The organism is Prosthecobacter sp. Pr1 (genome assembly GCF_057652315.1).
Genome location: NZ_JBYFBS010000014.1, coordinates 59,656 through 79,502, shown reverse-complemented (window position 1 = coordinate 79,502; position 19,847 = coordinate 59,656). Strand labels below are relative to the sequence as shown.

At 60.9% G+C, this 19,847-nt stretch carries 20 protein-coding genes; 10 read left to right on the top strand and 10 right to left on the bottom strand.

The genetic code is table 11. The annotated features are described in order from the left end of the window. Positions 1 to 6 precede the first annotated feature (6 nt). A complete protein-coding gene (locus tag AC24GY_RS20565; protein ID WP_487686728.1) occupies positions 7 to 948 on the top strand; it encodes an AAA family ATPase in 942 nt (313 codons plus the stop codon). A gap of 1,017 nt (positions 949 to 1,965) precedes the next feature. Here AC24GY_RS20565 and AC24GY_RS20560 read toward each other — a convergent pair. The 6 genes from AC24GY_RS20560 to AC24GY_RS20535 all read right to left on the bottom strand — a co-directional run bounded on the left by AC24GY_RS20560 (position 1,966) and on the right by AC24GY_RS20535 (position 7,122). Continuing rightward, positions 1,966 to 2,874: an HNH endonuclease gene (locus AC24GY_RS20560; RefSeq protein WP_487686727.1), complete on the bottom strand. Its 909-nt coding sequence runs from the start codon at positions 2,872 to 2,874 to the stop codon at positions 1,966 to 1,968. 89 nt (positions 2,875 to 2,963) lie between these two features. Further along, positions 2,964 to 4,157, bottom strand: coding sequence for a type II restriction endonuclease (locus AC24GY_RS20555; protein ID WP_487686726.1), 1,194 nt, complete (start codon positions 4,155 to 4,157; stop codon positions 2,964 to 2,966). Further along, complete coding sequence (gene dcm, locus AC24GY_RS20550; RefSeq protein WP_487686725.1) at positions 4,154 to 5,290, bottom strand: DNA (cytosine-5-)-methyltransferase; 1,137 nt, start codon at positions 5,288 to 5,290, stop codon at positions 4,154 to 4,156. Before dcm ends, AC24GY_RS20555 begins: the two co-directional genes overlap by 4 nt. Next, the gene (locus tag AC24GY_RS20545; protein ID WP_487686724.1) at positions 5,287 to 5,514 is read right to left on the bottom strand and encodes a helix-turn-helix domain-containing protein; all 228 of its coding nucleotides are present in this window, start codon (positions 5,512 to 5,514) and stop codon (positions 5,287 to 5,289) included. The genes dcm and AC24GY_RS20545 overlap by 4 nt, the downstream gene beginning before the upstream one ends. Before the next feature lie 260 nt (positions 5,515 to 5,774). Beyond that, positions 5,775 to 6,239, bottom strand: coding sequence for a very short patch repair endonuclease (locus tag AC24GY_RS20540; RefSeq protein WP_487686723.1), 465 nt, complete (start codon positions 6,237 to 6,239; stop codon positions 5,775 to 5,777). A gap of 568 nt (positions 6,240 to 6,807) precedes the next feature. Beyond that, positions 6,808 to 7,122, bottom strand: a complete 315-nt coding sequence (locus AC24GY_RS20535; RefSeq protein WP_487686722.1) for an outer membrane protein assembly factor BamB family protein — start codon at positions 7,120 to 7,122, stop codon at positions 6,808 to 6,810. Positions 7,123 to 7,284: 162 nt separating this feature from the next. Between AC24GY_RS20535 and AC24GY_RS20530 the strand changes: the two genes are divergently transcribed. Further along, complete coding sequence (locus AC24GY_RS20530) at positions 7,285 to 7,515, top strand: hypothetical protein (protein ID WP_487686721.1); 231 nt, start codon at positions 7,285 to 7,287, stop codon at positions 7,513 to 7,515. Next, positions 7,512 to 7,910, top strand: a complete 399-nt coding sequence (locus tag AC24GY_RS20525) for a PIN domain-containing protein (RefSeq protein WP_487686720.1) — start codon at positions 7,512 to 7,514, stop codon at positions 7,908 to 7,910. The genes AC24GY_RS20530 and AC24GY_RS20525 overlap by 4 nt, the downstream gene beginning before the upstream one ends. Positions 7,911 to 7,934: 24 nt before the next feature. On the opposite strand, the gene AC24GY_RS20520 is transcribed toward AC24GY_RS20525, so the two are convergent. The 3 genes from AC24GY_RS20520 to AC24GY_RS20510 form a co-directional block, all read right to left on the bottom strand. After that, entirely contained in the window at positions 7,935 to 8,375 is a 441-nt protein-coding gene (locus tag AC24GY_RS20520; protein WP_487686719.1) for a tetratricopeptide repeat protein, read from the bottom strand. A 189-nt stretch (positions 8,376 to 8,564) separates the two neighbouring features. Then, complete coding sequence (locus tag AC24GY_RS20515) at positions 8,565 to 9,542, bottom strand: GDSL-type esterase/lipase family protein (RefSeq protein ID WP_487686718.1); 978 nt, start codon at positions 9,540 to 9,542, stop codon at positions 8,565 to 8,567. Positions 9,543 to 9,845: 303 nt separating this feature from the next. Further along, a complete protein-coding gene (locus tag AC24GY_RS20510; RefSeq protein ID WP_487686717.1) occupies positions 9,846 to 10,646 on the bottom strand; it encodes a class I SAM-dependent methyltransferase in 801 nt (266 codons plus the stop codon). A 249-nt stretch (positions 10,647 to 10,895) separates the two neighbouring features. On the opposite strand from AC24GY_RS20510, the gene AC24GY_RS20505 reads away from it, so the two are divergent. Further along, positions 10,896 to 12,398 (top strand): cellulose synthase family protein, encoded by a 1,503-nt coding sequence (locus tag AC24GY_RS20505; RefSeq protein ID WP_487686716.1) that lies wholly within the window; start codon positions 10,896 to 10,898, stop codon positions 12,396 to 12,398. A gap of 129 nt (positions 12,399 to 12,527) precedes the next feature. After that, positions 12,528 to 12,941 carry a hypothetical protein gene (locus AC24GY_RS20500; RefSeq protein ID WP_487686715.1) on the top strand — a complete coding sequence of 138 codons (414 nt, stop codon included), beginning with the start codon at positions 12,528 to 12,530 and terminating at the stop codon, positions 12,939 to 12,941. A 207-nt stretch (positions 12,942 to 13,148) separates the two neighbouring features. Here AC24GY_RS20500 and AC24GY_RS20495 read toward each other — a convergent pair whose 3' ends face one another. Continuing rightward, entirely contained in the window at positions 13,149 to 13,403 is a 255-nt protein-coding gene (locus tag AC24GY_RS20495) for a hypothetical protein (protein WP_487686714.1), read from the bottom strand. Positions 13,404 to 13,672: 269 nt separating this feature from the next. On the opposite strand from AC24GY_RS20495, the gene AC24GY_RS20490 reads away from it, so the two are divergent. The 5 genes from AC24GY_RS20490 (at position 13,673) to AC24GY_RS20470 (ending at position 19,845) form a co-directional block, all read left to right on the top strand. Then, positions 13,673 to 14,974: an outer membrane protein assembly factor BamB family protein gene (locus tag AC24GY_RS20490; protein WP_487686713.1), complete on the top strand. Its 1,302-nt coding sequence runs from the start codon at positions 13,673 to 13,675 to the stop codon at positions 14,972 to 14,974. Positions 14,975 to 15,187: 213 nt separating this feature from the next. Next, a complete protein-coding gene (locus AC24GY_RS20485; RefSeq protein ID WP_487686712.1) occupies positions 15,188 to 15,379 on the top strand; it encodes an addiction module protein in 192 nt (63 codons plus the stop codon). A gap of 376 nt (positions 15,380 to 15,755) precedes the next feature. Next, the gene (locus tag AC24GY_RS20480) at positions 15,756 to 16,784 is read left to right on the top strand and encodes a Gfo/Idh/MocA family protein (protein ID WP_487686711.1); all 1,029 of its coding nucleotides are present in this window, start codon (positions 15,756 to 15,758) and stop codon (positions 16,782 to 16,784) included. A gap of 418 nt (positions 16,785 to 17,202) precedes the next feature. Further along, positions 17,203 to 18,951 carry a Do family serine endopeptidase gene (locus AC24GY_RS20475; RefSeq protein WP_487686710.1) on the top strand — a complete coding sequence of 583 codons (1,749 nt, stop codon included), beginning with the start codon at positions 17,203 to 17,205 and terminating at the stop codon, positions 18,949 to 18,951. 102 nt (positions 18,952 to 19,053) lie between these two features. Further along, complete coding sequence (locus tag AC24GY_RS20470; RefSeq protein ID WP_487686709.1) at positions 19,054 to 19,845, top strand: TatD family hydrolase; 792 nt, start codon at positions 19,054 to 19,056, stop codon at positions 19,843 to 19,845. Positions 19,846 to 19,847 lie beyond the last annotated feature (2 nt).

Sequence of the window (19,847 nt, the reverse complement as noted above, 5' to 3'; positions counted from 1 at the left end):
GGTGGCATGCCAGAAAGTGGTATGGGTGTGGCGACCGATTGGGCGGCGCAGCCGCAGGCCTCCATCCCTGAAGGCAGCCGCAGCCAAGCGGCTGCCAAGGCTTCCTACCGTCTGCTTTCCAATGAACGGCTTGAAGCCGCAGACATTGATCAGAGTCACCGTGCGGCCACCTGGGGGCGCATGGCCAGCCATGAGGTCGTGCTGGCCGTGGCTGACACGACGAGCTTCAATCACACGACTTATGCTGGCACGGACGGCATCGGTCCCATCGGCCTGGGCAATGGCAGCGCGCAAGGCTTCTTGCTGCACAGCGTCACCGACCTCATCATCCAGCTGGGCTACCAGGTCCTGATATTGGACAACCTCAGCTCCCTGGCCAGCGGCGTGGATGAAAACAAAGGCATGGACTACGAGCCCCTCTCCCACTGGCTGCTCGAGCTGCGCCGGCGGAAGATCACCGTCATCGTCGTCCACCACGCCGGGCGCAACGGCATGATGCGCGGCCACTCCAAGCGCGAAGACGCCTGCTCCTGGATCATCGAGCTGCGCGACGCCCGCCTGGAAAGCGACCCCGGCGCGAAATTCGTCAGCCACTTCGCCAAACCCTCCCGCAACACCGGCGATCCCCTGCCCGACATGCTCTGGCACTTCACCACCGACAAGGCCACCGGGATCACGGACATTCAGTGTGAGCTGGCCATCAACAGTGAGTACGACCAGTTCGTGCAGCATGTGTGCGAAGGGGTGACGAACCAAAACGACATCGCGGAGATGATGGGAAAGAATCGCGGCACCGTCAGCAAATGGGCGACCCGCGCCTTGCAGGAGGGCCGCGTCTCCGGCAGCCCGCGCAAGCTGCAGCCACCCAAGTCCCATGCCGCCAAGGTGTGCGCCAAAGCCTACGCGGATGATGATGATGACGACGACTACGAAGTCAATGACGACTGATTCCCACGGCCTACTGAAAAAGATGCCAGATGCCGCGCCTAAGCACGGCATCACGGCATCTTTTTAAAGCCACTTATGAAAGCCTGTGCATCCAGCAGCATGGAATGGCACTTCATGGCATCCCGAGGAAAATTGAGGAGGCCAAAAGGGTAGGCAGCGGCATCTTTTTGGCGTACATTTGATGCCGTGGATTCCGAGGCATTTGGGCGGTGGGCCACCGGCAAGGCCGAAGCATTTCACCCGGCCTGCAGCACCTGCCACCACGCATCCTCGGCGGCATCAGGGGTGGTGTCTGCCTACCCGTGGGCCAATATATAATAAGAGATGAAATGATCTATCTCCCCCAGCTTCGCAGAGCCCGCTGCCGCTGCCATGTGAGCTCCCCACCGGCAGCCTGTTCTATCGTGGTTCGTAAAACTCATTTCCATTTAGCAGGCTGTTTCTTGCTCGAGGATCATGGGCTTCGACGGCGGCTGGCTGAGGACAGCCAGCCCTACCTGCGCTGGGCATGCGAGCGCCCAGCGCGAGGTAGGGCGGCTTGTCCTCAAGCCGCCGCCGAGCGTCTCCACTCTCGCTTGACGGAAATCAGTTTCGCAAAACGCTATAACTCCCCACTGCGGGGACATGCCAGCGCCTGCGCATGGACGGCCAGAAGGAGGGGGATCATCTTGATCCCCCGCCTGGCAGTGGCAGCGCTTGGATGGATCAGGATGATCCCTCCCCTGCCCGCCAAGCTTCGCAGCTCAAGGACTTCACCAAGGGCCTTCTTCACCCCCAGCCTTCACAGCCCTGCTCCCCGCCGCTAAAAGGCTCGTCCCCAAAAAAGATGCCGTGATGCCGCCCTTAGGCGTAGCATCTGGCATCTTTTTCAGTTTCACCGTTTGAATCGCGGCACCCAGAAGCAGATGAAGGAAAAACGTGGCAACGAGGTGCGGCTTTTGGATGCGTGCGAAGAAAAGGACGGCATCTTTTTCGCGTGAATTTGATGCCGTGGTTTGTGGCGCCGACCTCAATCGCTCACCGCCCTGCCTTCGTGAACTGCTCGAATTTCTGAGCCAGAAAATCGCGGTTGGGGTGGTGACCGGCATACGCGGGGAAGCGCATCCGGCGGCCTTCCATGGCGAGGAGGCCCTGGCTGAACAGGGGGCCTTCTGGGGTGCTGCGAACCAGCTCGCTGAGAATGATTTTTCCGTCAGGGTCAATCCCCATCAAATCTGACTCGTAGGCGGTATGGTGAAGAGTGGACATGGAGATGCCATTTTGCACGCTGGCCCTGCCGCCGCCTTTGCCGCCCACGATGTGCGCAGCCTCCAGCAAGTCCACCAGCGGCAGGTCCGTCAGGGCGCAGCGCAGGCCATAGGCCATGAGCACGCGCTGGCGGAAGGCGCGCTGCGGCCGCTCGAGGCTAGTACCGACAGTGTATTGTGCGACCTCCTCATTCACCCCTGCCACGGCTGACATCGGCTGATCAAGCACCACGCGTGCAATTTTGAGCTGATACGAAAAGTCCTCCACAAACACGGGATAAAAAACCTCATACAGGCTGTCTTCGATGCCCTGCAAATAAATGAGGGGGAGCTGCTTGTGATACGCCTCCTGCAACTGCTCGTTGGAGAAGTCCTCCTTGCCATTCTTCTGCAGGCAGTACCTGACGGCCCCATCTTGCAACGCACCATCGTCATACGGCGCTTCACGTCCCGCCCTGGAGGGCTTTGACTGCCTGATGCTGAGCGCAGCCCCGTCGGTGAGCGCCCCCGGCTTGAAAATGCCCCGCGCGCGATTGGCAAAGAATATCTTTTGGCCGTCCACCTCAAAACCGCGATGGATTTCAGCCCAGGTGAAAACATTGTCGCCTTTCTCACGGATCATTTTTTGCACCGCCTGTCCGGCTGCGATCCTGATCTGTGCATTGTGGTCTGATGGCATAGCAGCCCTGACGATTCAGCATATCCAGGGATATGCCATACAAATTTTACCTGGCATTTATCGTCACGGCTCCGTCCCAAGACTGCACCTCAGCGCTCCTTCTTGGCCACCATCTGAATGAATTCCTCCACGCTCAAAATCGACTCTCCCTGCTTGGGCGTGAATGTTTGATGAAGCATTGCAGGCATGACCAAAGTCACATTATGCCTCGTCATTTCGTTCGTCTGATTGACAGATATCCCGGCCTCCATCGTGCACAGATGCTTGTTCTTGATGCGGTCTGCCTCCGTCAATATCTGACGCCAGCGGTCTTTGCTGGAGGACTTCACACCCAGCATCACGAGCAGTGAGGCATCAAATTTTTCGCCATGATAATCGGATTCTCCGGGAAAGATGAAGTCAGGCTTGCTCGAGCCTTCGGTCTTGCACTGGGCGGTAAACCTCAGGTTCTTTCTGCCGAACAGCTCGCTCAAATGGTTTTGCAAGGCGTGCCCCATGCGGGATTTCCGCCGGTTCTGCACTGAGAGCGAGTATTGGATGAAATCGTCCACCGCGCTAAATCCCGCAGCAATTCGCTCACGGATGTGCACGCCTTCCAGTGCCCTGAAAAGCTGCTCCTCACGCTCCAACCATAGCGACAAAGCTTCATCGGGATTGGCCAGATCCACCTCCACACGTGATCGGGCAAACGCAGACATGACCGCCGTCTTCGGCCATGATTTTCCAAACTCCTCCATCACCACGTCCTCGTCTGACGGCATGGCAGGCAGCAGCGAGTCCATGTTCAATTCCTCCAAAATTTGACATTGAAGCAGCCGGATCGTCACCTTGGTGAGCTCTGACTGATCGGCGAGATGCAGATTGGGAAGCACTTCTCCGGCGGTTAAATTGAAGAGCGCCAATGCTGCGCGCTCCCATGCGGAGTTTTTTTCGAAGAGCAGTCCGAAAACAGCGCCCGTCTTGGTTTTGGGCAGGATTAAAAGATCACCCGCCTTGGCTCGAGAGAGGAATTCGCCCGTGTAATAAAACCGCCATTCGCTTCTCCCCGTCCTGGCAGCGCTGAGCTCCCTGGCATCATAAAAGGTGAAGCCGCCCTCCACACGCTCCGGCTCTTTGTCATCGGCAAAATAATGCCAGCTTAGAGCGCCGCTGGTGGTGCCGTCTGTCCCAAACATGCCTCTGAGCGCGGCAGTGGCGTTGAGTTCATGTTGGCGCGCACTGGGCAGATCAACAGGCACGATGCGTTTGTGCGCAACGGCAGCAAAGACATCTGACAGGTTCATTTGCCGCCCCCTTTTCTTTTAAGCTGCCGCGCAGTGAGATACCTGGCCTCTGTGCGGGGTGTTTTCACAGCTCTCAGTCCCTTCTCTGCCACCAGGTTCAAAGAAGGAATAAAATCACACGGTCGATCCAGCGCCTTGATCACTTCGCGCGCAATGTGCTCAACCACAGGCATGACCACGGAGTTTCCAAACTGTCGATAGGCCTGTGTATCTGAGACGATGATCTTGTATTTTTCAGGATACCCCATCAGGCGCGCACACTCTCTCGGGGTGAGCCGCCGCGGGTTCCTGTCGGGTCCCTGGCTGATGAGGATCTCTGAGCCGTCCTTGTAGTAGCGTGCACTCAGAGTACGGGCGGTATCCTTCTTGGTCACCAAGCCAAAACCGAACCCATTGCCTGCGGCCTGGTGCTTCTTGGCATAATTTTGAAGATAAGCCCAGAGCTTGTCGGTCAGGGTGTATTTGTCAGGAACGGTATCATCCAAGATCGTGCCGAGCCGGGGCCCGACCTTTGGCAGTTCGGGAAACTCGAAGTGCCTTTTCTCCCGGAATCCCACGAGGAAGATTCGCTCACGGTGCTGCGGAACGAGAGGCTTGGCATCAATGATCTTGGTGTAGAGGTGGTACCCGAGGTCATCCTCCAGCGTGCGGCGGATCACGTCAAAAGTGCGGCCCTTGTCATGGGATTTCAGGTTCTTGACGTTCTCAAGAACAAACGCCTGCGGGCGATGATGATCCAAGATAGCGGCAATGTTAAAGAACAGGTTGCCCTGCCTTTCATCTTCGAATCCATGTTTCCTGCCCAGACTTTGTTTCTTGGAGACGCCTGCAATGCTGAACGGCTGGCAGGGAAACCCTCCGCAGAGAATGTCGTGCATCGGGATCGCCTTCACATCAACGGCAGTGATGTCCCCAATCGGCTTTTCACCAAAATTGGCCTCGTATGTGATCTGGGAGTACTTGTCCCAATCGGATGAAAAGACGCACTCGGCATCTTGCCGCTCAAAAGCGATGCGGAAGCCTCCAATGCCGCAAAACAGATCAATGAAACGCAGCGGGGGCTGATAAGGCGAAGCCTCTTCGAGAACGGTCGCTGTCTTTTCTGGGTTCTTTTTTCGGGCTGCCCCCTTCACGCCCGAACTCCTTGGAAAAGTGAGCTTGAATGAGTTCCGAGCGCGTCAGCAATGCGGATGATGCTGAGCAGGCTGGGATTGCGGACGCCACGTTCGATGCCGCTGATGTAGGTCGAATCGAGATCTGCTTTATCGGCAAGAGCCTCTTGGGAAAGCCCCTGCTCGGTGCGGTGTTTGCGGATGTTTTGTCCAAAAGTATTTAGGGCACTGTGGCGGTGGGTCATGCCAGCCACCTTGGATGATGAGTCTAGGGACTATGAGTCAAGTGCGGCCACCTCTTGAAGGCTTAACCGCCATATCCATCCAAGCATTTCCGATCTTTTTTATCAGGCGAAGACGCACCACCATTCGATACATCAGCTTTATAATTGTAAGATTATAATTTAAAATCAGATAGCCTATGAGCGTCTCTTGAGGGCACGCATGCAGTTTAAAGTTGCAGGGTGCTTTGACCCACGCGCTTCCCTGTTCCGCAGGAACAGGGCTACTTGGGGATCCCCAAAGCCCGCCGCAGCCGGGACAGGGTGTGGGCCTGACGCTTGCGGGCGAGGGCGCATTCCCAGAGGCGGAGGACGGTCCAGCCGGATTTGCGGAGCTCGCGGGTGACGAGGCGATCACGCCGGCGGTTGCGGGCGATCTTTTCGTCCCAGAATTTCCGGTTCTGCCGGGGGCGGGTGGCGTGGCGGGGGCAGCCGTGCCAGAAGCAGCCGTCCACAAAGACGACGACGCGCTCCTTTCTGAAAACGAAGTCGGGTCGCACGCGGGGCTTGCGGATCTTTTTCTCTCCGGCGCGGGGATGGGGCATGCACACGGACAGATGCCGCCGCCAGCCGGTGATCTTTTCCGCGCGCAGCAGATCCCGCAGGCGCAGCTCCGTGGCGGCATTGCCGGTGGAGCGGATGCGGCTCATCACCTCGCTGCGCTTGGCTGGGGTGAAGACGTCGGGCATGGGGCGGGAGCGGTGGGCGGGAAGAGAGGGATGAGGAACTGGAAAATGAAAACTGAGAACGGTCAAATGCAAATGGCCGGAGGGCGGCAGGTGGGCGCAGGGGGGGCTTGAACCGGAAGTTTTTAACCGCTGATTAGACGCTCATAAGACGCTGATAAAAACCAATCAGAATAGCCGAAGTCTGGCATTTTGGATTGATTCGCTTCGCTCCCCCTTCGGGCTCCCTCCGGTCGTCTGGCTCGCTTCGCTCGGCTCGGATGATTAGCGTCATGTCAGCGTCACATCAGCGGTTGGAATCCGGGCGCTTCACCGAGGGCGTACGAACAGCGAATCATGGCTCGATTTGATCAACCACGGAATACACGAAATACACGGAACCCGGAGTTCGGTTCAAAATCAGATTCTGTGTATTCCGAGTGTTCCGTGGTCAGCATTCAGAGCTTTTGAACCGCTGACTAGACGCTCATTAAACGCTGATAAATGCCCACCAGAATATCCGGATTAGTGTCACCTCAGCGGTCAGAATCCGGGCCCTTCACCGAAAGCGCGGCGGCGGTTTGCCACGGCCTCACCGCGCAGCGGATTCGGCGGCGGAGTTCAGGAGGAGGGCGCTGGAGCTGAGGCTGCCGCGCACGGAGGCGAGGCTGGCCACGCCGTAGCCAAAGCCCTTCATCGCATTGGACCAGAGCGGCCGGCCGGTGGCGGCCTCCAGCGCGTACATGTAGCCGTGCACGCAGACGATGAGGCGGTCGCCATCCAGCAGCAGGCTGGCGTAGGTCTCGCCGGAGGGGGCGGTCCACTGCCAGACGATTTCGCCCGTGTCCCGGTGCAGGGCGGCGACGCGTTTGTTGAATGCGGTGAAGACGAGGTCGTCGAGGTTCATGGCGGGAAAGAGCAACTGGGGCCGTGGACGCGCCAGTAGAAGATGCGGCGCGGTTTGGAATGCGGGGGGCGGAGTGAATGGCCGCAAAAAGGCGCAAAGAAGGAGGACGGAGGTTGATCAAGGCGGTTGAAAAGCTGACGGGGAGCCGCCATGCTTGTCCGCATGAGTGTTTTTGAATCCACCGCCGTGCTGGATGATCCTATGCACCTGACTTTGGGCAGGCCCGTGCCGGATGGGCCCTCACGCCACTGCCGTGTGATTGTGATGTTTGAGACGGAGCCGGTTCAGGAAGCCTGGCCGAAGGGGTTCCTTGATGAGATCCGCATTGATGACGCGGCGTTTGAGCGGCCGACGCAGGGGACCGCTCCATTCATCGCCCCTCTGGACGCATGAAGGTGCTGCTGGACACGAACACCTGCATCGCGCTGATGAAGGGGCGTGAAAAGGCTGTGCACCGGTTGCAGCAATTCCAACCCTCCGACTGCACGATCTCCACGGTGACTTCCTATGAACTGCTCACCGGAGTACTCAAGTGCCAGAACCCTGTGCGCGAGCGCGAGAAAGTGCTGCGGCTGATGACCGTGGTGCGTGTGCTGCCCTTCGATGAGGCTGCCGCTGCAAAAGCGGCGGAGGTGCGCGCGCATCTGGAATCCATCGGCAAAGTCAGCGGCCCCTATGACATGCTGCTGGCAGGGCACGCCTTGTCACAAGGGCGCAGTGTGGCGACCAGCAACGTGAGCGAGTTTTCACGCATTCCCGGATTGCGGGTCGAAGACTGGCTGGCGTGAGAGCCCCTCAATCGGCCGCCTTTATCACCATCCGCCTGCGGGCGGCTTCAGCTTGGATTTCACGAAGGTGAAATACTTGGCGGGCTCCTCTTCAAAGATTTCCTTGCCTGCGCCCATGTAGGCACGCGCCAGTTCATCCGCAGCGAGAACTTCGTTTCCCAGTTCGAGTTGGGTCTGCCCCAGCCGCAGATGCACAAAGGGATTGCCGATGCCTCCTGCGCATTTGACGGCATTGAGCAATGGCTGAATGGCCTCGCTGTATCTTGCTGACTGAAAAAGCGTGTCACCGATGGCCGTGAACAGCCAGCAGGCAGCGGACCATTGTTCGATGGGTGGGGGCAAAAGATCGAGGGCCTCTTCAAAGCATCTCACTGCAGCATTGCAGTCGCCTGCATCAGCGAGGGCGTCGCCTTGCTCCGACAGGCGGGTGATCTCCGAATGGATGTGGTCGGGAAGATCGGTCAATTTCTTGGGATTTCCCTGTTCCGCAGGAACAGAGCAACTTTGCTGGCGTACGGCGACACTTCAACAATCGCAAACCACTGCAAACCATCGCCAACGATGGCAAACGGCTTGGGCCTCGGCGGAGCGCTAGGATCGAGGACGAGTTCGAGTAGGAGGACGAGTAGGATTAGCGGCTCGCGCCGCCACACCTCACGGCCTGCGCGCCTGCTGCAGGGCTTCTTCCTTCAGCTTCTGGATGGTCGCATCGCCCTGGGCGATGAGGGGGTCGAACATGGGGATTTCCTTGGCATTTTGACCCTGCTCGTGTTTGCGGAAGCCGAAGAGGTAGGTCTCGTTGTGCGGACGCCAGCGGTTGAAGAAGAGGGTGTCTTTGGCGATGACGGCGCGGCGGAGGTTTTCCAGCGCGGGGGAGGGTGCATCGGGCAGCTTGAGGCCGAGGCCTTCGATGAGCTTGGCGCTGAGCTTTTCATAGCCTTCGCGGGTGTAGTGCACGCCGTTTTCGGTGAGAGGCTTGCGGATGACGCCGGGCTTGGGGAGGCCGCCCATGAGCTCGAACCAATCGACAAAATACGCGTTCTGCATGAGGGCGAATTTGTGCAGGGCATCGCGCAGGCTGGAGAGGTTGCGGTTGGCGGCGGAGAGGTCTGGCAGCGGGGGCGGCAGGGTCTCCAGCGGGGGCGGGGTGGCGATGATGACGCGCACGCCGGGGGATTTGGAGCGGATGAGGTCGAGGAGATTGCGGTAGCCGGTGAGGAACTCGGGCAGGCCGCCGAGGCGCTCAAACGCGAGCTCGCTGCCGTAGCAGAGGATGACGACGGTGGGCTTGAGCATTTCCAGGTGGCCGGAGAGGCGCTGCAGGCCTTCCTCAGGCGGGCCGAAGTAGGAGCGCGCATGGCCAAAGACGGTGTCGCCGCTCCAGGCGAGATTGCGCACGGTGACTTTTTCCTCGCCGAGGGCGAGATCCAGCCGGGGCTCAAAGGAGCCATAGCGCTGCTCGCGCTCCAGCACGGTGTTGCCGATGAGGACGACGCGGTCGCCGTCCTGAAACTGAAAGGAGGAGGGCTGCGGCGGTGCGGAGGCAGCAGGGGCGTCCGTCTCCGGAGCTTGAGCGGATGCAAAGGAGGCGCTCAGAAGCACCACGAGGCCGGCCAGGGATTTCAAATTCATGCGGGCGCTATTGGAGCGGAGGCGGTGGGAGTTGTCTAGGGGGAGGTTTGGGGTTGTTGGCGGTGGGTGGGGCGGTGGTGCACGGTCCTGGGGCATCGAAGGCTGAAGGCACTTTCGATTTTGCCGCAAAGGGGCAGAGAGGCAGAGGGAGCAGAGGTTTGAAATTCATTCTCTAAGGAAGATCGCAACTATAGGAAGGGGCTTTAAAAGCCTTCAATCTCTGCCCTCTCTGCTCCTTTGCCCCTCTGCGGCAAACCGCACGTCCCTGTACGCACCGCTGCCTGCCTTTTGACCCCCTTCCCCTCATCTCTTCCTCAGCACCAGCAGCACATCGGCGTAGCTGTCGTCAAATTTGCGAGGCTCGGTGAGGTCATACGTAAAATCGTAGCACTCCAGGTACTCCAGCTCGGGGACTTTGCGGAGGAGGGCCTTCATTTGGGCGGCGCTGTAGGTGCGGAACTGCCAGCGGGTCTCCTGCGTGTGGGTGCGGCCGGAATCGGTGATCTTGAGGCGGGTGCGCAGGTTCTCGAAGCGCGTCTTGCGGTCCGCGGACCAAGTGTGGGTGTTGCAGACGACTTCGATGCTCCCGCGCTTGGCCACCCAGCGCTCGTGCTCGTCTTCCTCGCGATCATAATCTGTGAGGTGCAGGCCCAGGAAGAACACGCCGCCGGGGCGCAGGGTGGCGGCCACGCGGCGCAGGCACTCGGCGGCATCCTTTTCCTTGAGCAGGTACTTGAAGGTGCTGACGAGGCAGTGCGCCATATCAAAGCCGCCCTTCACGCCCTTGGGCAGGGTGAAGCTCTGCATCCAGTCCTCCCACAGGCGGGCTTTCGCCTTCAGCCCCGCCTTTTCCAGCCGCTGCTGGGCAAAGGCGATCATGTGCGCGTTGCCATCGAACCCGCTGACCTCCCAGCCGCGCCGGGCCAGCTCCAGCGCCAGGCGGCCGCTGCCGCAGGCGGGCTCCAGCAGGCGGTGGCCCTTGGCGGGCGTGGCGTACTGGGCGTAGGCCTCCTCCAGAAAGTCCGCCTCGCGCACGGTGCCGTCGTCAAAGACGATGTCGTAGTAGAGGGGCGTGTCGTACCAGTCGCGCTGTTCGGTGGGCATGGGAGGGAGGATGGCGAGTTTGGGAAGGTGCGCCAGATTGGAATGACGAATGCCAAATGCCGAATGGGCTTCGCTACGTCACTCCTCATTCCGCCCTGCTGCCGTTCAAGGCCTCCTTTTCATGGCAAGTAGCGCCCCGCTCCACAAGCCGCTTAAAAATCCCTCTCCCTCTGGCACCCGAAATGCTGCTTGATTGTTTCGAACTGGTGGAGATTGATTGCGCCCCCGTGCCCTGCTTCCCCTTCTGATATGATTGTTTGGGATAATTTCTTCTGGTTTACCAGCTACATCCTCGTTTTCACCGCCCTGTCCGCCTTTGGCGCGCACAGAATCAAGGTGTTATACCATTATTGGAAACACCGCATGGACGTGCCGGTGCCGCCCCATGAGTTCGCCGAACTGCCCGTCATCACCGTGCAGCTCCCCATTTTCAACGAGCTCCACGTGGTGGAAAACCTCCTGCGCACCGTCAGCGCCCTGGACTATCCGCGCGACCGCCTGCAGATCCAGGTGCTGGACGATTCCACGGACGAAACCGCCCCGCACGCCGAGAAGCTTTCCGCCGACCTGAAGGCCAAGGGCTACGACATCGAGTACCGCCACCGTACGAACCGCAACGGCTTCAAGGCCGGCGCTCTGGACGAAGGCATGGCCACCGCCAAGGGCGAGTACATCTGCATTTTCGACGCCGACTTCCAGCCCGCCCCGGACTACCTCAAGCAGGTGATCCACCACTTCACCGACGAGAAAGTCGGCATGGTGCAGGCGCGCTGGGGACACCTGAACAAGAATTTCTCCCTGCTCACCAAGCTGCAGGCGCTTTTCCTCGACGGCCACCTCGTGCTGGAGCAGACGGCCCGCAGCCGCCACGGCGAATTCCTCAACTTCAACGGCACCGCCGGCATCTGGCGCAGAGCCGCCATCGAAACCGGCGGCGGCTGGCAGCACGACACCCTCACGGAAGACCTGGACCTCAGCTACCGCGCGCAGCTCAAGGGCTGGAAATTCATCTACCTCAAGGACGTCGTCGTCCCCGCCGAGCTCCCGCCGGACATGGACGGCTTCAAGAGCCAGCAGCACCGCTGGACCAAGGGCTCCATCCAGGTGTGCAAAAAGACCCTCGGCAACGTGTGGCGCAGCGACATCCCGCTGAGCCTGAAGATCGAGGCCACCTCCCACCTCACGTCAAACTTCGCCTACCTGCTCACGCTTTGCACCCTGGTGCTGATGTACCCCGCGAATTTCGTGATGGGCAGCTCGTGGCACAAGGCCGTATTTGTGGACGTGCCCGTGTTCTTCTTCGCCTCCCTCAGCGTCATCATCTTTTACATGACCGCGCAGGGCGCCCAGGGCCGCTGGGGCTGGCTCAAAACCCTGCCGTATGTGCCCATGCTGCTCGCCCTCGGCATCGGCATGAGCATCAACAACGGCAAGGCCGTGCTGGAGGCGCTGCTGAATCAGTCGTCCGAATTCGTCCGCACGCCGAAATACGGCATGGAAAACAAAGCGCAGGCCAGCAAGCAGCGCTCCCGCTACAAGGCCGGCAAGTCCATCGCCCTGTGGATCGAAGTCCTGCTTACCGGCTACTTCGGCTGGATGATCGCCCTCGCCGCCCAGCGCGGCCAGTGGGGCAGCATTCCCTTCCTCCTGCTGTTCTTCTTCGGCTTCGGGTACGTGGCCGCCGGATCGCTGATGAAACGGTTTTCGATGTCCGCGTTTCAAGCACCGCAGCCGGTGCCGGTGGAGGTGTGAGAAGACTCGGTTAGGTTTTTAAATCGAAACGGCTTTTGCTTTCCCGGGCTCTGCCCCTAACCGTCAGACTATGGGTGAAAGCAGCGGAGTGTAGGAAAACAAATTCTGCCAAAATTCAGGGAATGCATCATGAGCATCGAACCTTCCTTTCCCAACAGCGAGGATGATCCGGCACGGATCACTGCATGGCTTAATTTCGCCGATGACCTCTTCGAAGCCTACAAACCTGATTATGATATTCCAGGCGTGCTGCAACACGTGCTGCATCTTGCCTTATCCCACAAATCCTCTGAATTTCGTTGTGAAGCTTTGAGCGTTCTGAAAATGGGACTCCTCCGTCCCGAAGCGTCGAACTTGAGCCTGCTTCCCATCGCCGAAAAACTCGCGAATCTCGATGGCCAGGAACTGTTGCTGGCCCTGAACGTTATCGGACTGTCGGGGGACCCGTCACTGGCACCCTTTTTGACTCCTTTCATAACGCATGCCGATAAGTACGTCCGCGCCGAAGCCTCATGCGCAAACTCTGAACTGGTGACTCATTGAAGAGACACACCTCAGTTGCTGGCGGAATGCAGTGTGATGTGTCACCGCTACGCGGTTCTACGGCTTGGAAACGATGTGTTGATGCGCGAACCGTGGGTTGGCACCCACGGCTACCATTGTGCCAGCGCTACGCGCTTCCGGAGCTGAACTTATGAGCCGGCTTAGCGCCGAACGATCATGGCAGCGCCACGCGCTTTCATGGACTCGTCACTCTTCCATGCTCTCGCAGGCCGAGCTGAACCTGTACAGCTCGTCACGGATGCTTCGCAACAGATGTAGATCCCACCATTCGCCCGGGCCTTCGCTTTCCAGCAGCAGTCTGGGGATCTCTTTCATCTCCAGCACCTCACGGTCTAGGATGGAGCGGCGGGCATCGACCGACAGGCACACGCCATATTTGACGCTGACCAGATCCATGAATCGAGCAAGGTGTTCCGGGGGCATTGAGTCGGCGATCATCATTGTTTGATGGCTGGGGCGAACTTATCCCGTTGCTGCGAATTCGGCAAGCAGTCCGGGGCGCGGACTTCAGTCCGCAGCAGGTCGCAAGCCCCCAGCGGGTGGGACTCCACACGGCATCGCACAAACAGACCAATCCTCGGTGTGAACGGCCGGCACGCGAAACTCAGAGCGCCACCTGCTGCGGAGTGCTGCGGAATAAATTCCGCGCTCCATCCTTCCCGCATTCCCCCGCGTAACTTTCCCGCCCTCTCCGGGTTATCCCTCCCCGCATGAAATTGCTCTCCCGCGCCTTCGCCTCCGCCCTCACGTTCGCGCTTGCCACGCCCACGCTTCTCACCGCCGCTGGCAATGACTGGCCGCGCTTTCTTGGCCCCACCGGTGCGGCCATCGTCACGGAATCGAAGGTGCCGCTGAAGTGGAGCGACACGGAGAACCTGCTCTGGAAAGCCGACATGCCCGGGCCAGGTGCCTCCAGCCCCATCGTGCTCGGAGAGCGCGTCTTCGTCACCTGCTGGACCGGTTACGGCGACAAACCGGGCGCGGACGACATGCGCCAGCTCGTGCGGCATCTGCTCTGCCTCAACCGCGCCGATGGCAAGGTGCTGTGGGACGCCAAGGTACCCAGCGCCGCGGTGGAGGATCCTTTCACCGGCTTCATCACCGAGCACGGCTACGCCACCCACACGCCCGTGACGGATGGCGAGCGCGTCTACGTCTTCTTCGGCAAGAGCGGCGCACTGGCCTTTGACCTCCAGGGCAAGCAGCTCTGGCAGACCTCCTGCGGCACCAGCTCCGGCCAGCGGCGCTGGGGTTCCGCAGCGAGCCCCATCATTCATGGAAATCTGCTCATCGTGAACGCCAACGACGAAAGCCAGACGATCTTCGGCCTGGACAAAGCCACCGGCAAAATCGTGTGGAAAGCCGAGGGCGATTTCGGCATGGCCTACGGCACGCCCAACATCCTCAAGCGCGATGGCGGGGACGATCTCGTCATCGCCGTGCCGCAGGAGCTGTGGGGCATGAATCCCAACACCGGCAAGCTGCGCTGGTATGCCACACACGGCCTCACCGGCAACGTCTCCCCCTGCCTCGTCCCCGGTGGCGACACAGTCTATGTCTTCGGCGGTTTCCCCGCCACGCGCAGCACCGCCATCAAGATCGGCGGCAAAGGCGATCTCGGCCCCAAGGCCATTCTCTGGGACAGCAGCTCCAGCTCCTACGTCCCCACGCCCATCCTCAAAGACGGCCACCTCTATGTCATCAACGATCAGGGCTTCGCGATCTGCATCGACGCCAAAACCGGCCAGGACGTCTACCGCGAGCGCGCCGCCATGGGCTCACGAGGCGGTGGCAAGCCCTTCTACGCCTCCCCCGTGCTCATCGGCGACAAGCTCATCTGCGTCTCCCGCCGCAACGGTGCCTTCGTCCTCGCCGCCAAGCCCACCTACGAGCTGCTCAGCACCAACGAATTCGCCAGCGACACCACCCACTTCAACGGCACCCCTGCAATCAGCGGAGACCTGCTGATTCTGCGCAGCAACAAGGCTGTGTATTGCGTGGGGGTGAGGTAGGGGCGCAAGGCCCGAATCATTGGCCGCAAAGAGGCGCAAAAAGGCACAAAAATCCGACCTGGGAGTGACCGCAGAGTGCGCGTACCCGCCACATGGAGTCCCCGACGAGCCAGATCAGGCTGCATGGCCAGATTCCCCGCGCATGCGGCAGGACTCCTCGCCACGGTGATTCGCCCCCTCGACAATCCGCGTACCGTTTGATACAATCCAGCCATGCCGGTGATCATTGAACACATTCCTTGGATCGGAGAGGATTCTGACGCTGTTGAATCAGTATGGGATGCCGAAGTGACCGAGCGTGTGAAGGACGTGAAAGAAGGGCGCGTCACACTCATCTCAGGTGCAGAGTTGCAGTGTGGCACCGATGCCTTGTTTGCCGAACTCGGCATCAAGCGCCTGGCATGAGACTAGTGGCGCAACCGCAGCGGTAAGGCGTACTAGGCCTCACTGAAGGCCCGAATCATTGGCCGCAAAGAAGCGCAAAAAAAATGAGACCCTGAAGCGGCATCTTCCGCAGAGTCGAACCTGCAATGAATGGGTCTGTTCAGACCGAACAGACAGGTCTGTCCGCCCTCAATAACCACAGCGCCTTCTCCTTTTGCGCTTTTTTGCGTCTCTTTGCGGCCAACCTCTGCCGCCCACCGCCGCTCCTGTTCCCCCACCGCTTTTTCGCACCTGTTTCAGTCCTTTTGTGCTGCGCAGCGGCGGTTTCTCCTACGCAGGCAATTTCTCCCCGAAACCCTGCCGAAAGGCCGCCCCACGTGCTGCGTAGTCCTCGGCCATGATTCGCACCCTGCTCTTCGTCGTCGGCGCTTCCGCGCTGCTTTCTCTCCATGCCAGCGCCCAGAACATCCGCGCCGGCATCATCGGGCTGGACACCTCCCACGTGCTGGCCTTCACCAAGACGCTGAACACCACGCCGCAGAAGCCGGAGGTCATGGGCGTGCGCCTCGTGGCCGCGTATGCGCAGGGCTCCAAGGACATCCCCTCCAGCACGGAGCGCGTGCCGGAGTACACGCAGAAGGTCAAGGACCTGGGCGTGGAGATCGTCCCCAGCATCCATGAACTGCTCGACAAAGTGGACGTCGTCTTCCTCGAATCCAACGACGGCCGCGTGCACCTGGAGCAGGTGCTGCCGTGCATCGAGGCGCACAAGCCGGTCTTCCTCGACAAACCCATCGCTGGCACCCTCGTCGATGCCATCAAGATTCTCGATGCCTCCAAGAAGGCCAGCATTCCCGTGTTCTCCTCATCCTCACTGCGTTTTGGCAAAGGCACGCAGGCTGTGCGCGGCGGCAGCATCGGCAAGGTGAAGCAAGCCAGCACCTCCAGCCCCGCCAGCCTGGAGCCCCACCACCCGGATCTCTTCTGGTATGGCATCCACGGCGTGGAGTCCCTCTTCACCGTCATGGGCACCGGCTGCCAGAGCGTGAAGCGCGGCACCGTCATGGAGGAAGTCACCACCGTGGACAAGGTCACGAAGGTGGAGACCAAGCAGACCGTCGCCCGCATCACCGTCACCGGCACCTGGGAAGGCGGCCGCACCGGCACCTTCACAGAATCCAAAGGCTACGGCGGCAAGGCCATCGGTGAGAAGGGCGAGGCCGCCATCGGCACCTACGACGGCTACGATCCCCTGCTCTACTCCGTCGTGCACTTTTTTCGCACCGGCGTCGCTCCTGTGAGCCCTGAAGAAACACTGGAAATCTACGCCTTCATGGAAGCCGCCGACGAAAGCAAACGCCGCGGCGGAGCCGAGGTCACCCTCAAGGAAGTGATGGACAAGGCCCTGGCCGAAGCGCGCAAGTAAGAAGTCGTGGGATGCGTGTGGCGACAGCCCGCCCGTCCGTCCGTGAGCGCTCGGCAGGCGCCGGGGCGTGCGAACGTCCTCGCAGTCGGGCGGTTTGGCGGAGGGGGCTGCGGATGAATAGGATGGCTGCAGCCCGCCAAACACACCCAACCTACGTCCGGAGTGGTCCCGCCATTCGCGATGAAAATCTCTGCTTCTGCGATGCTGCCCCACGATTAACGCCCCTCTTTCAGGCACGAGCACCGTAGTACCGGGAAGCCCCAAACGCCGCCAGGACCGACCTATGTATCTGCGGCGGGCGATGTGAAAGAGTCCCTTTCTTTCGCCCAAATATGTTCAACATTCCCTGCGTCACTACGTCTGAGAATCATGCGCTCCTCAAAGAACCGCTGAAATATCCCACCCCCAAAACCACTCCATGAAGACCCAACCTCGTCTCTGCATTGCGTTCACCTGCGCCGGCATGCTGGCGTCAGGACTGCCCGGCGTCCACGCCCAGCAGCCCGGAGCACTGCCGCCGGGCGCATTGCCGCCTCCCGCATCGACAAAGCCTGTGGCACCGCCAACGCTGATGCCCCCTGCGGATTCGAAGGAGCCTCTGACGGCGAATTTCTCCGCGAAGATCCTGCGTGACCCCAGCCTGCTGCCGAACAACGGCCAGCTGCAGATGAGCTACGCCACCGTGGTGGAAAAGATCCTGCCCAGCGTCGTCACCATCCACTCTTCCACGCCCATCAAGGCACCGGAAGTGGACCAGATCCCGCCGCAGCTCCGTCCCTTCTTCTACCGCTTCTTCGGCGCCCCCGGCGGCGGCACGGATCCCTTCGGCGGCGGCATGAATGAAGACGACGAGCCCGCACCGGCACCGCGCCGCCGTGGCCAGCCGCAGCAGCCCCAGCGCCCGCAGCAGCCAGCCCCCGATGATGACGCCCATCAGTCCCAAGGCGTCGGCTCCGGCATGATCATCACCCCGGACGGCTATATCATCACCAACAACCACGTCGTGGCAGATGCCAAAAAGATCGACGTGGATGTGGATGTGAACGGCACCTCCAAAACCTACCGCGCCACCGTCATCGGCACGGACCCGCTTACGGACGTCGCCCTCATCAAGATCGACGCCACCGGCCTCACCCCCGCCACTCTGGGAGACAGCTCCAAGCTCCGCGTGGGCGACATCGTCCTCGCCGCCGGTGCGCCCATGGAGCTCAGCCGCTCCGTCACGCAGGGCATCGTCAGCGCTTTGGGCCGCAGCAATGAAGGCATCGTGGGCAAGGGCAACGGCCGCGGCGGTCGTGTCCAGGGCTACGAAGATTTCATCCAGACCGATGCCTCCATCAATCCCGGCAACTCCGGCGGCCCGCTGGTGGATGCCATGGGCCGCGTCGTCGGCATCAGCACCGCCATTCTCTCCCGCACCGGCATGAATGCCGGCATCGGCTTCGCCATCCCCATCAACATGGCCCTCCACATCGTGGAAGACCTGCTGGACGACGGCGCCGTGCAGCGCGGCTTCCTCGGCGTGCAGATCACCGATCTCGACGGCGCTCTCGCAGAACGCCTCGGCTTTAAAGAGCAGGGCGGCGCAGTCGTCATGATGGTCGGTGCCGATTCCCCCGCCGAAAAAGCCGGCATCCAGCTGGAGGACATCATCGTCTCCATTAACAATCAGCGCGTGGACAGCAGCAGCCGTCTGCGCCTCATCGTCAGCGGCACCAAGCCCGGCAGCCAGATCCCCATCGAAGTCATGCGCGGCGGCAAACGCCTCACCCTGAACGCCACGCTGGAAGCCCTGCCCGAGGAGGCCCTCTCCGAGCTCAGCAGCGGACAGCGCGGCATCCCACGCCCCGGTGCCCCCGGCGGCCAGGCCAAGGACAACATCAGCGAACTCGTCTCCGGCGTCACCGTCCAGACCCTCACCCCGGCCCTGCGTGAGCGCCACGACATCCCTGACAACGTCACCGGCGTCATCGTCACCAAGGTGGACGCCGACAGCCGCGCCGCCGCCATGGGCGTGGAAGAAAGCGACGTCATCTCCCACGTGAACCGCAAGCCCGTGACCAACGCCGCCGAAGCCCGCACCCTGGCCAAAGGCAGCGACAAAACCGTCCTCCTCCGCGTCTGGCGCAAAGGCGACACCATGCTGCTCATGATTGGAAACAACTGATCGCGCAACGGGCTGCCAGCCCTTCGAATGCCTCCACCAAGCCCGTGCATACCGCAAAGTGTGCACGGGCTTTTTTCATCCTTCATAATTCATCCTTCATCCTTGCTTTTCGACGCCCACAATCACCTCCAGGACGAGCGCCTCGACCCGTGGCGTGAGGAGATCCTCGCCACGCTGCCGCAGACCGGACTGGCGGAGATGATCGTGAACGGCTCCTGCGAGGAAGACTGGCCCGCCGTGGCAGACCTCGCCCGCCAGCACTCCTTCATTCGCCCCGCCTTTGGCCTGCACCCTTGGTATGTCAAAGAACGCACCCAGGACTGGGCCACCACACTCAAGCATCTTCTGGTAGAGCATCCCCAGGCCGTCGTCGGCGAGATCGGTCTCGACCGCTGGATCGAAAACCCCGACATCGACGCGCAGCTCGATTGCTTGCGCACGCAGCTTGCCCTCGCCGTGGAGCTCGACCGCCCCGCCACCATCCACTGCCTGCGCGCCTTCGGCCTTCTGGAGGAAACCCTGCGCAGCACCCCGCTGCCACGCCGCGGCTTCCTCCTCCACTCCTACGGCGGCCCCGCCGAGATGATCCCCGGCTTCGTCAAGCTCGGTGCCTACTTCTCCCTCAGCCCCTACTTCGGCCACCCGCGCAAAGCCGCGCAGCTCGCCGTTTTCAAAGCCGTCCCCCTCGACCGCCTCCTCACCGAAACCGACGCCCCCGACATGTGGCCGCCGGATGAGCTGAACCCCCACCCGCTGCAAGCCGCCGATGGCAAAGCCCTCAACCACCCCGCCAACCTCCGCGTAAGCTACGAGCTCCTCGCGCAGGTGCGCGGGATGGAAGTGGCTGAGCTGGAGGAGGTCATCGCCGGGAACTACCGGGCCTTGTTTGGATAAAG

Excerpts from the sequence above, each read along its gene's own strand:
- AC24GY_RS20475 (WP_487686710.1), top strand. The coding sequence starts at position 17,203 with ATGAAGACCCAACCTCGTCTCTGCATTGCGTTCACCTGCGCCGGCATG.
- AC24GY_RS20560 (WP_487686727.1), bottom strand. The coding sequence starts at position 2,874 with ATGCCATCAGACCACAATGCACAGATCAGGATCGCAGCCGGACAGGCG.
- AC24GY_RS20510 (WP_487686717.1), bottom strand. The coding sequence starts at position 10,646 with ATGCCCACCGAACAGCGCGACTGGTACGACACGCCCCTCTACTACGAC.
- AC24GY_RS20555 (WP_487686726.1), bottom strand. The coding sequence starts at position 4,157 with ATGAACCTGTCAGATGTCTTTGCTGCCGTTGCGCACAAACGCATCGTG.
- AC24GY_RS20515 (WP_487686718.1), bottom strand. The coding sequence starts at position 9,542 with ATGAATTTGAAATCCCTGGCCGGCCTCGTGGTGCTTCTGAGCGCCTCC.
- AC24GY_RS20485 (WP_487686712.1), top strand. The coding sequence starts at position 15,188 with ATGCCGGTGATCATTGAACACATTCCTTGGATCGGAGAGGATTCTGAC.
- AC24GY_RS20525 (WP_487686720.1), top strand. The coding sequence starts at position 7,512 with ATGAAGGTGCTGCTGGACACGAACACCTGCATCGCGCTGATGAAGGGG.
- AC24GY_RS20565 (WP_487686728.1), top strand. The coding sequence starts at position 7 with ATGCCAGAAAGTGGTATGGGTGTGGCGACCGATTGGGCGGCGCAGCCG.
- AC24GY_RS20545 (WP_487686724.1), bottom strand. The coding sequence starts at position 5,514 with ATGACCCACCGCCACAGTGCCCTAAATACTTTTGGACAAAACATCCGC.
- AC24GY_RS20490 (WP_487686713.1), top strand. The coding sequence starts at position 13,673 with ATGAAATTGCTCTCCCGCGCCTTCGCCTCCGCCCTCACGTTCGCGCTT.
- AC24GY_RS20480 (WP_487686711.1), top strand. The coding sequence starts at position 15,756 with ATGATTCGCACCCTGCTCTTCGTCGTCGGCGCTTCCGCGCTGCTTTCT.
- AC24GY_RS20530 (WP_487686721.1), top strand. The coding sequence starts at position 7,285 with ATGAGTGTTTTTGAATCCACCGCCGTGCTGGATGATCCTATGCACCTG.
- AC24GY_RS20540 (WP_487686723.1), bottom strand. The coding sequence starts at position 6,239 with ATGCCCGACGTCTTCACCCCAGCCAAGCGCAGCGAGGTGATGAGCCGC.
- AC24GY_RS20505 (WP_487686716.1), top strand. The coding sequence starts at position 10,896 with ATGATTGTTTGGGATAATTTCTTCTGGTTTACCAGCTACATCCTCGTT.
- AC24GY_RS20535 (WP_487686722.1), bottom strand. The coding sequence starts at position 7,122 with ATGAACCTCGACGACCTCGTCTTCACCGCATTCAACAAACGCGTCGCC.
- AC24GY_RS20500 (WP_487686715.1), top strand. The coding sequence starts at position 12,528 with ATGAGCATCGAACCTTCCTTTCCCAACAGCGAGGATGATCCGGCACGG.
- AC24GY_RS20495 (WP_487686714.1), bottom strand. The coding sequence starts at position 13,403 with ATGATGATCGCCGACTCAATGCCCCCGGAACACCTTGCTCGATTCATG.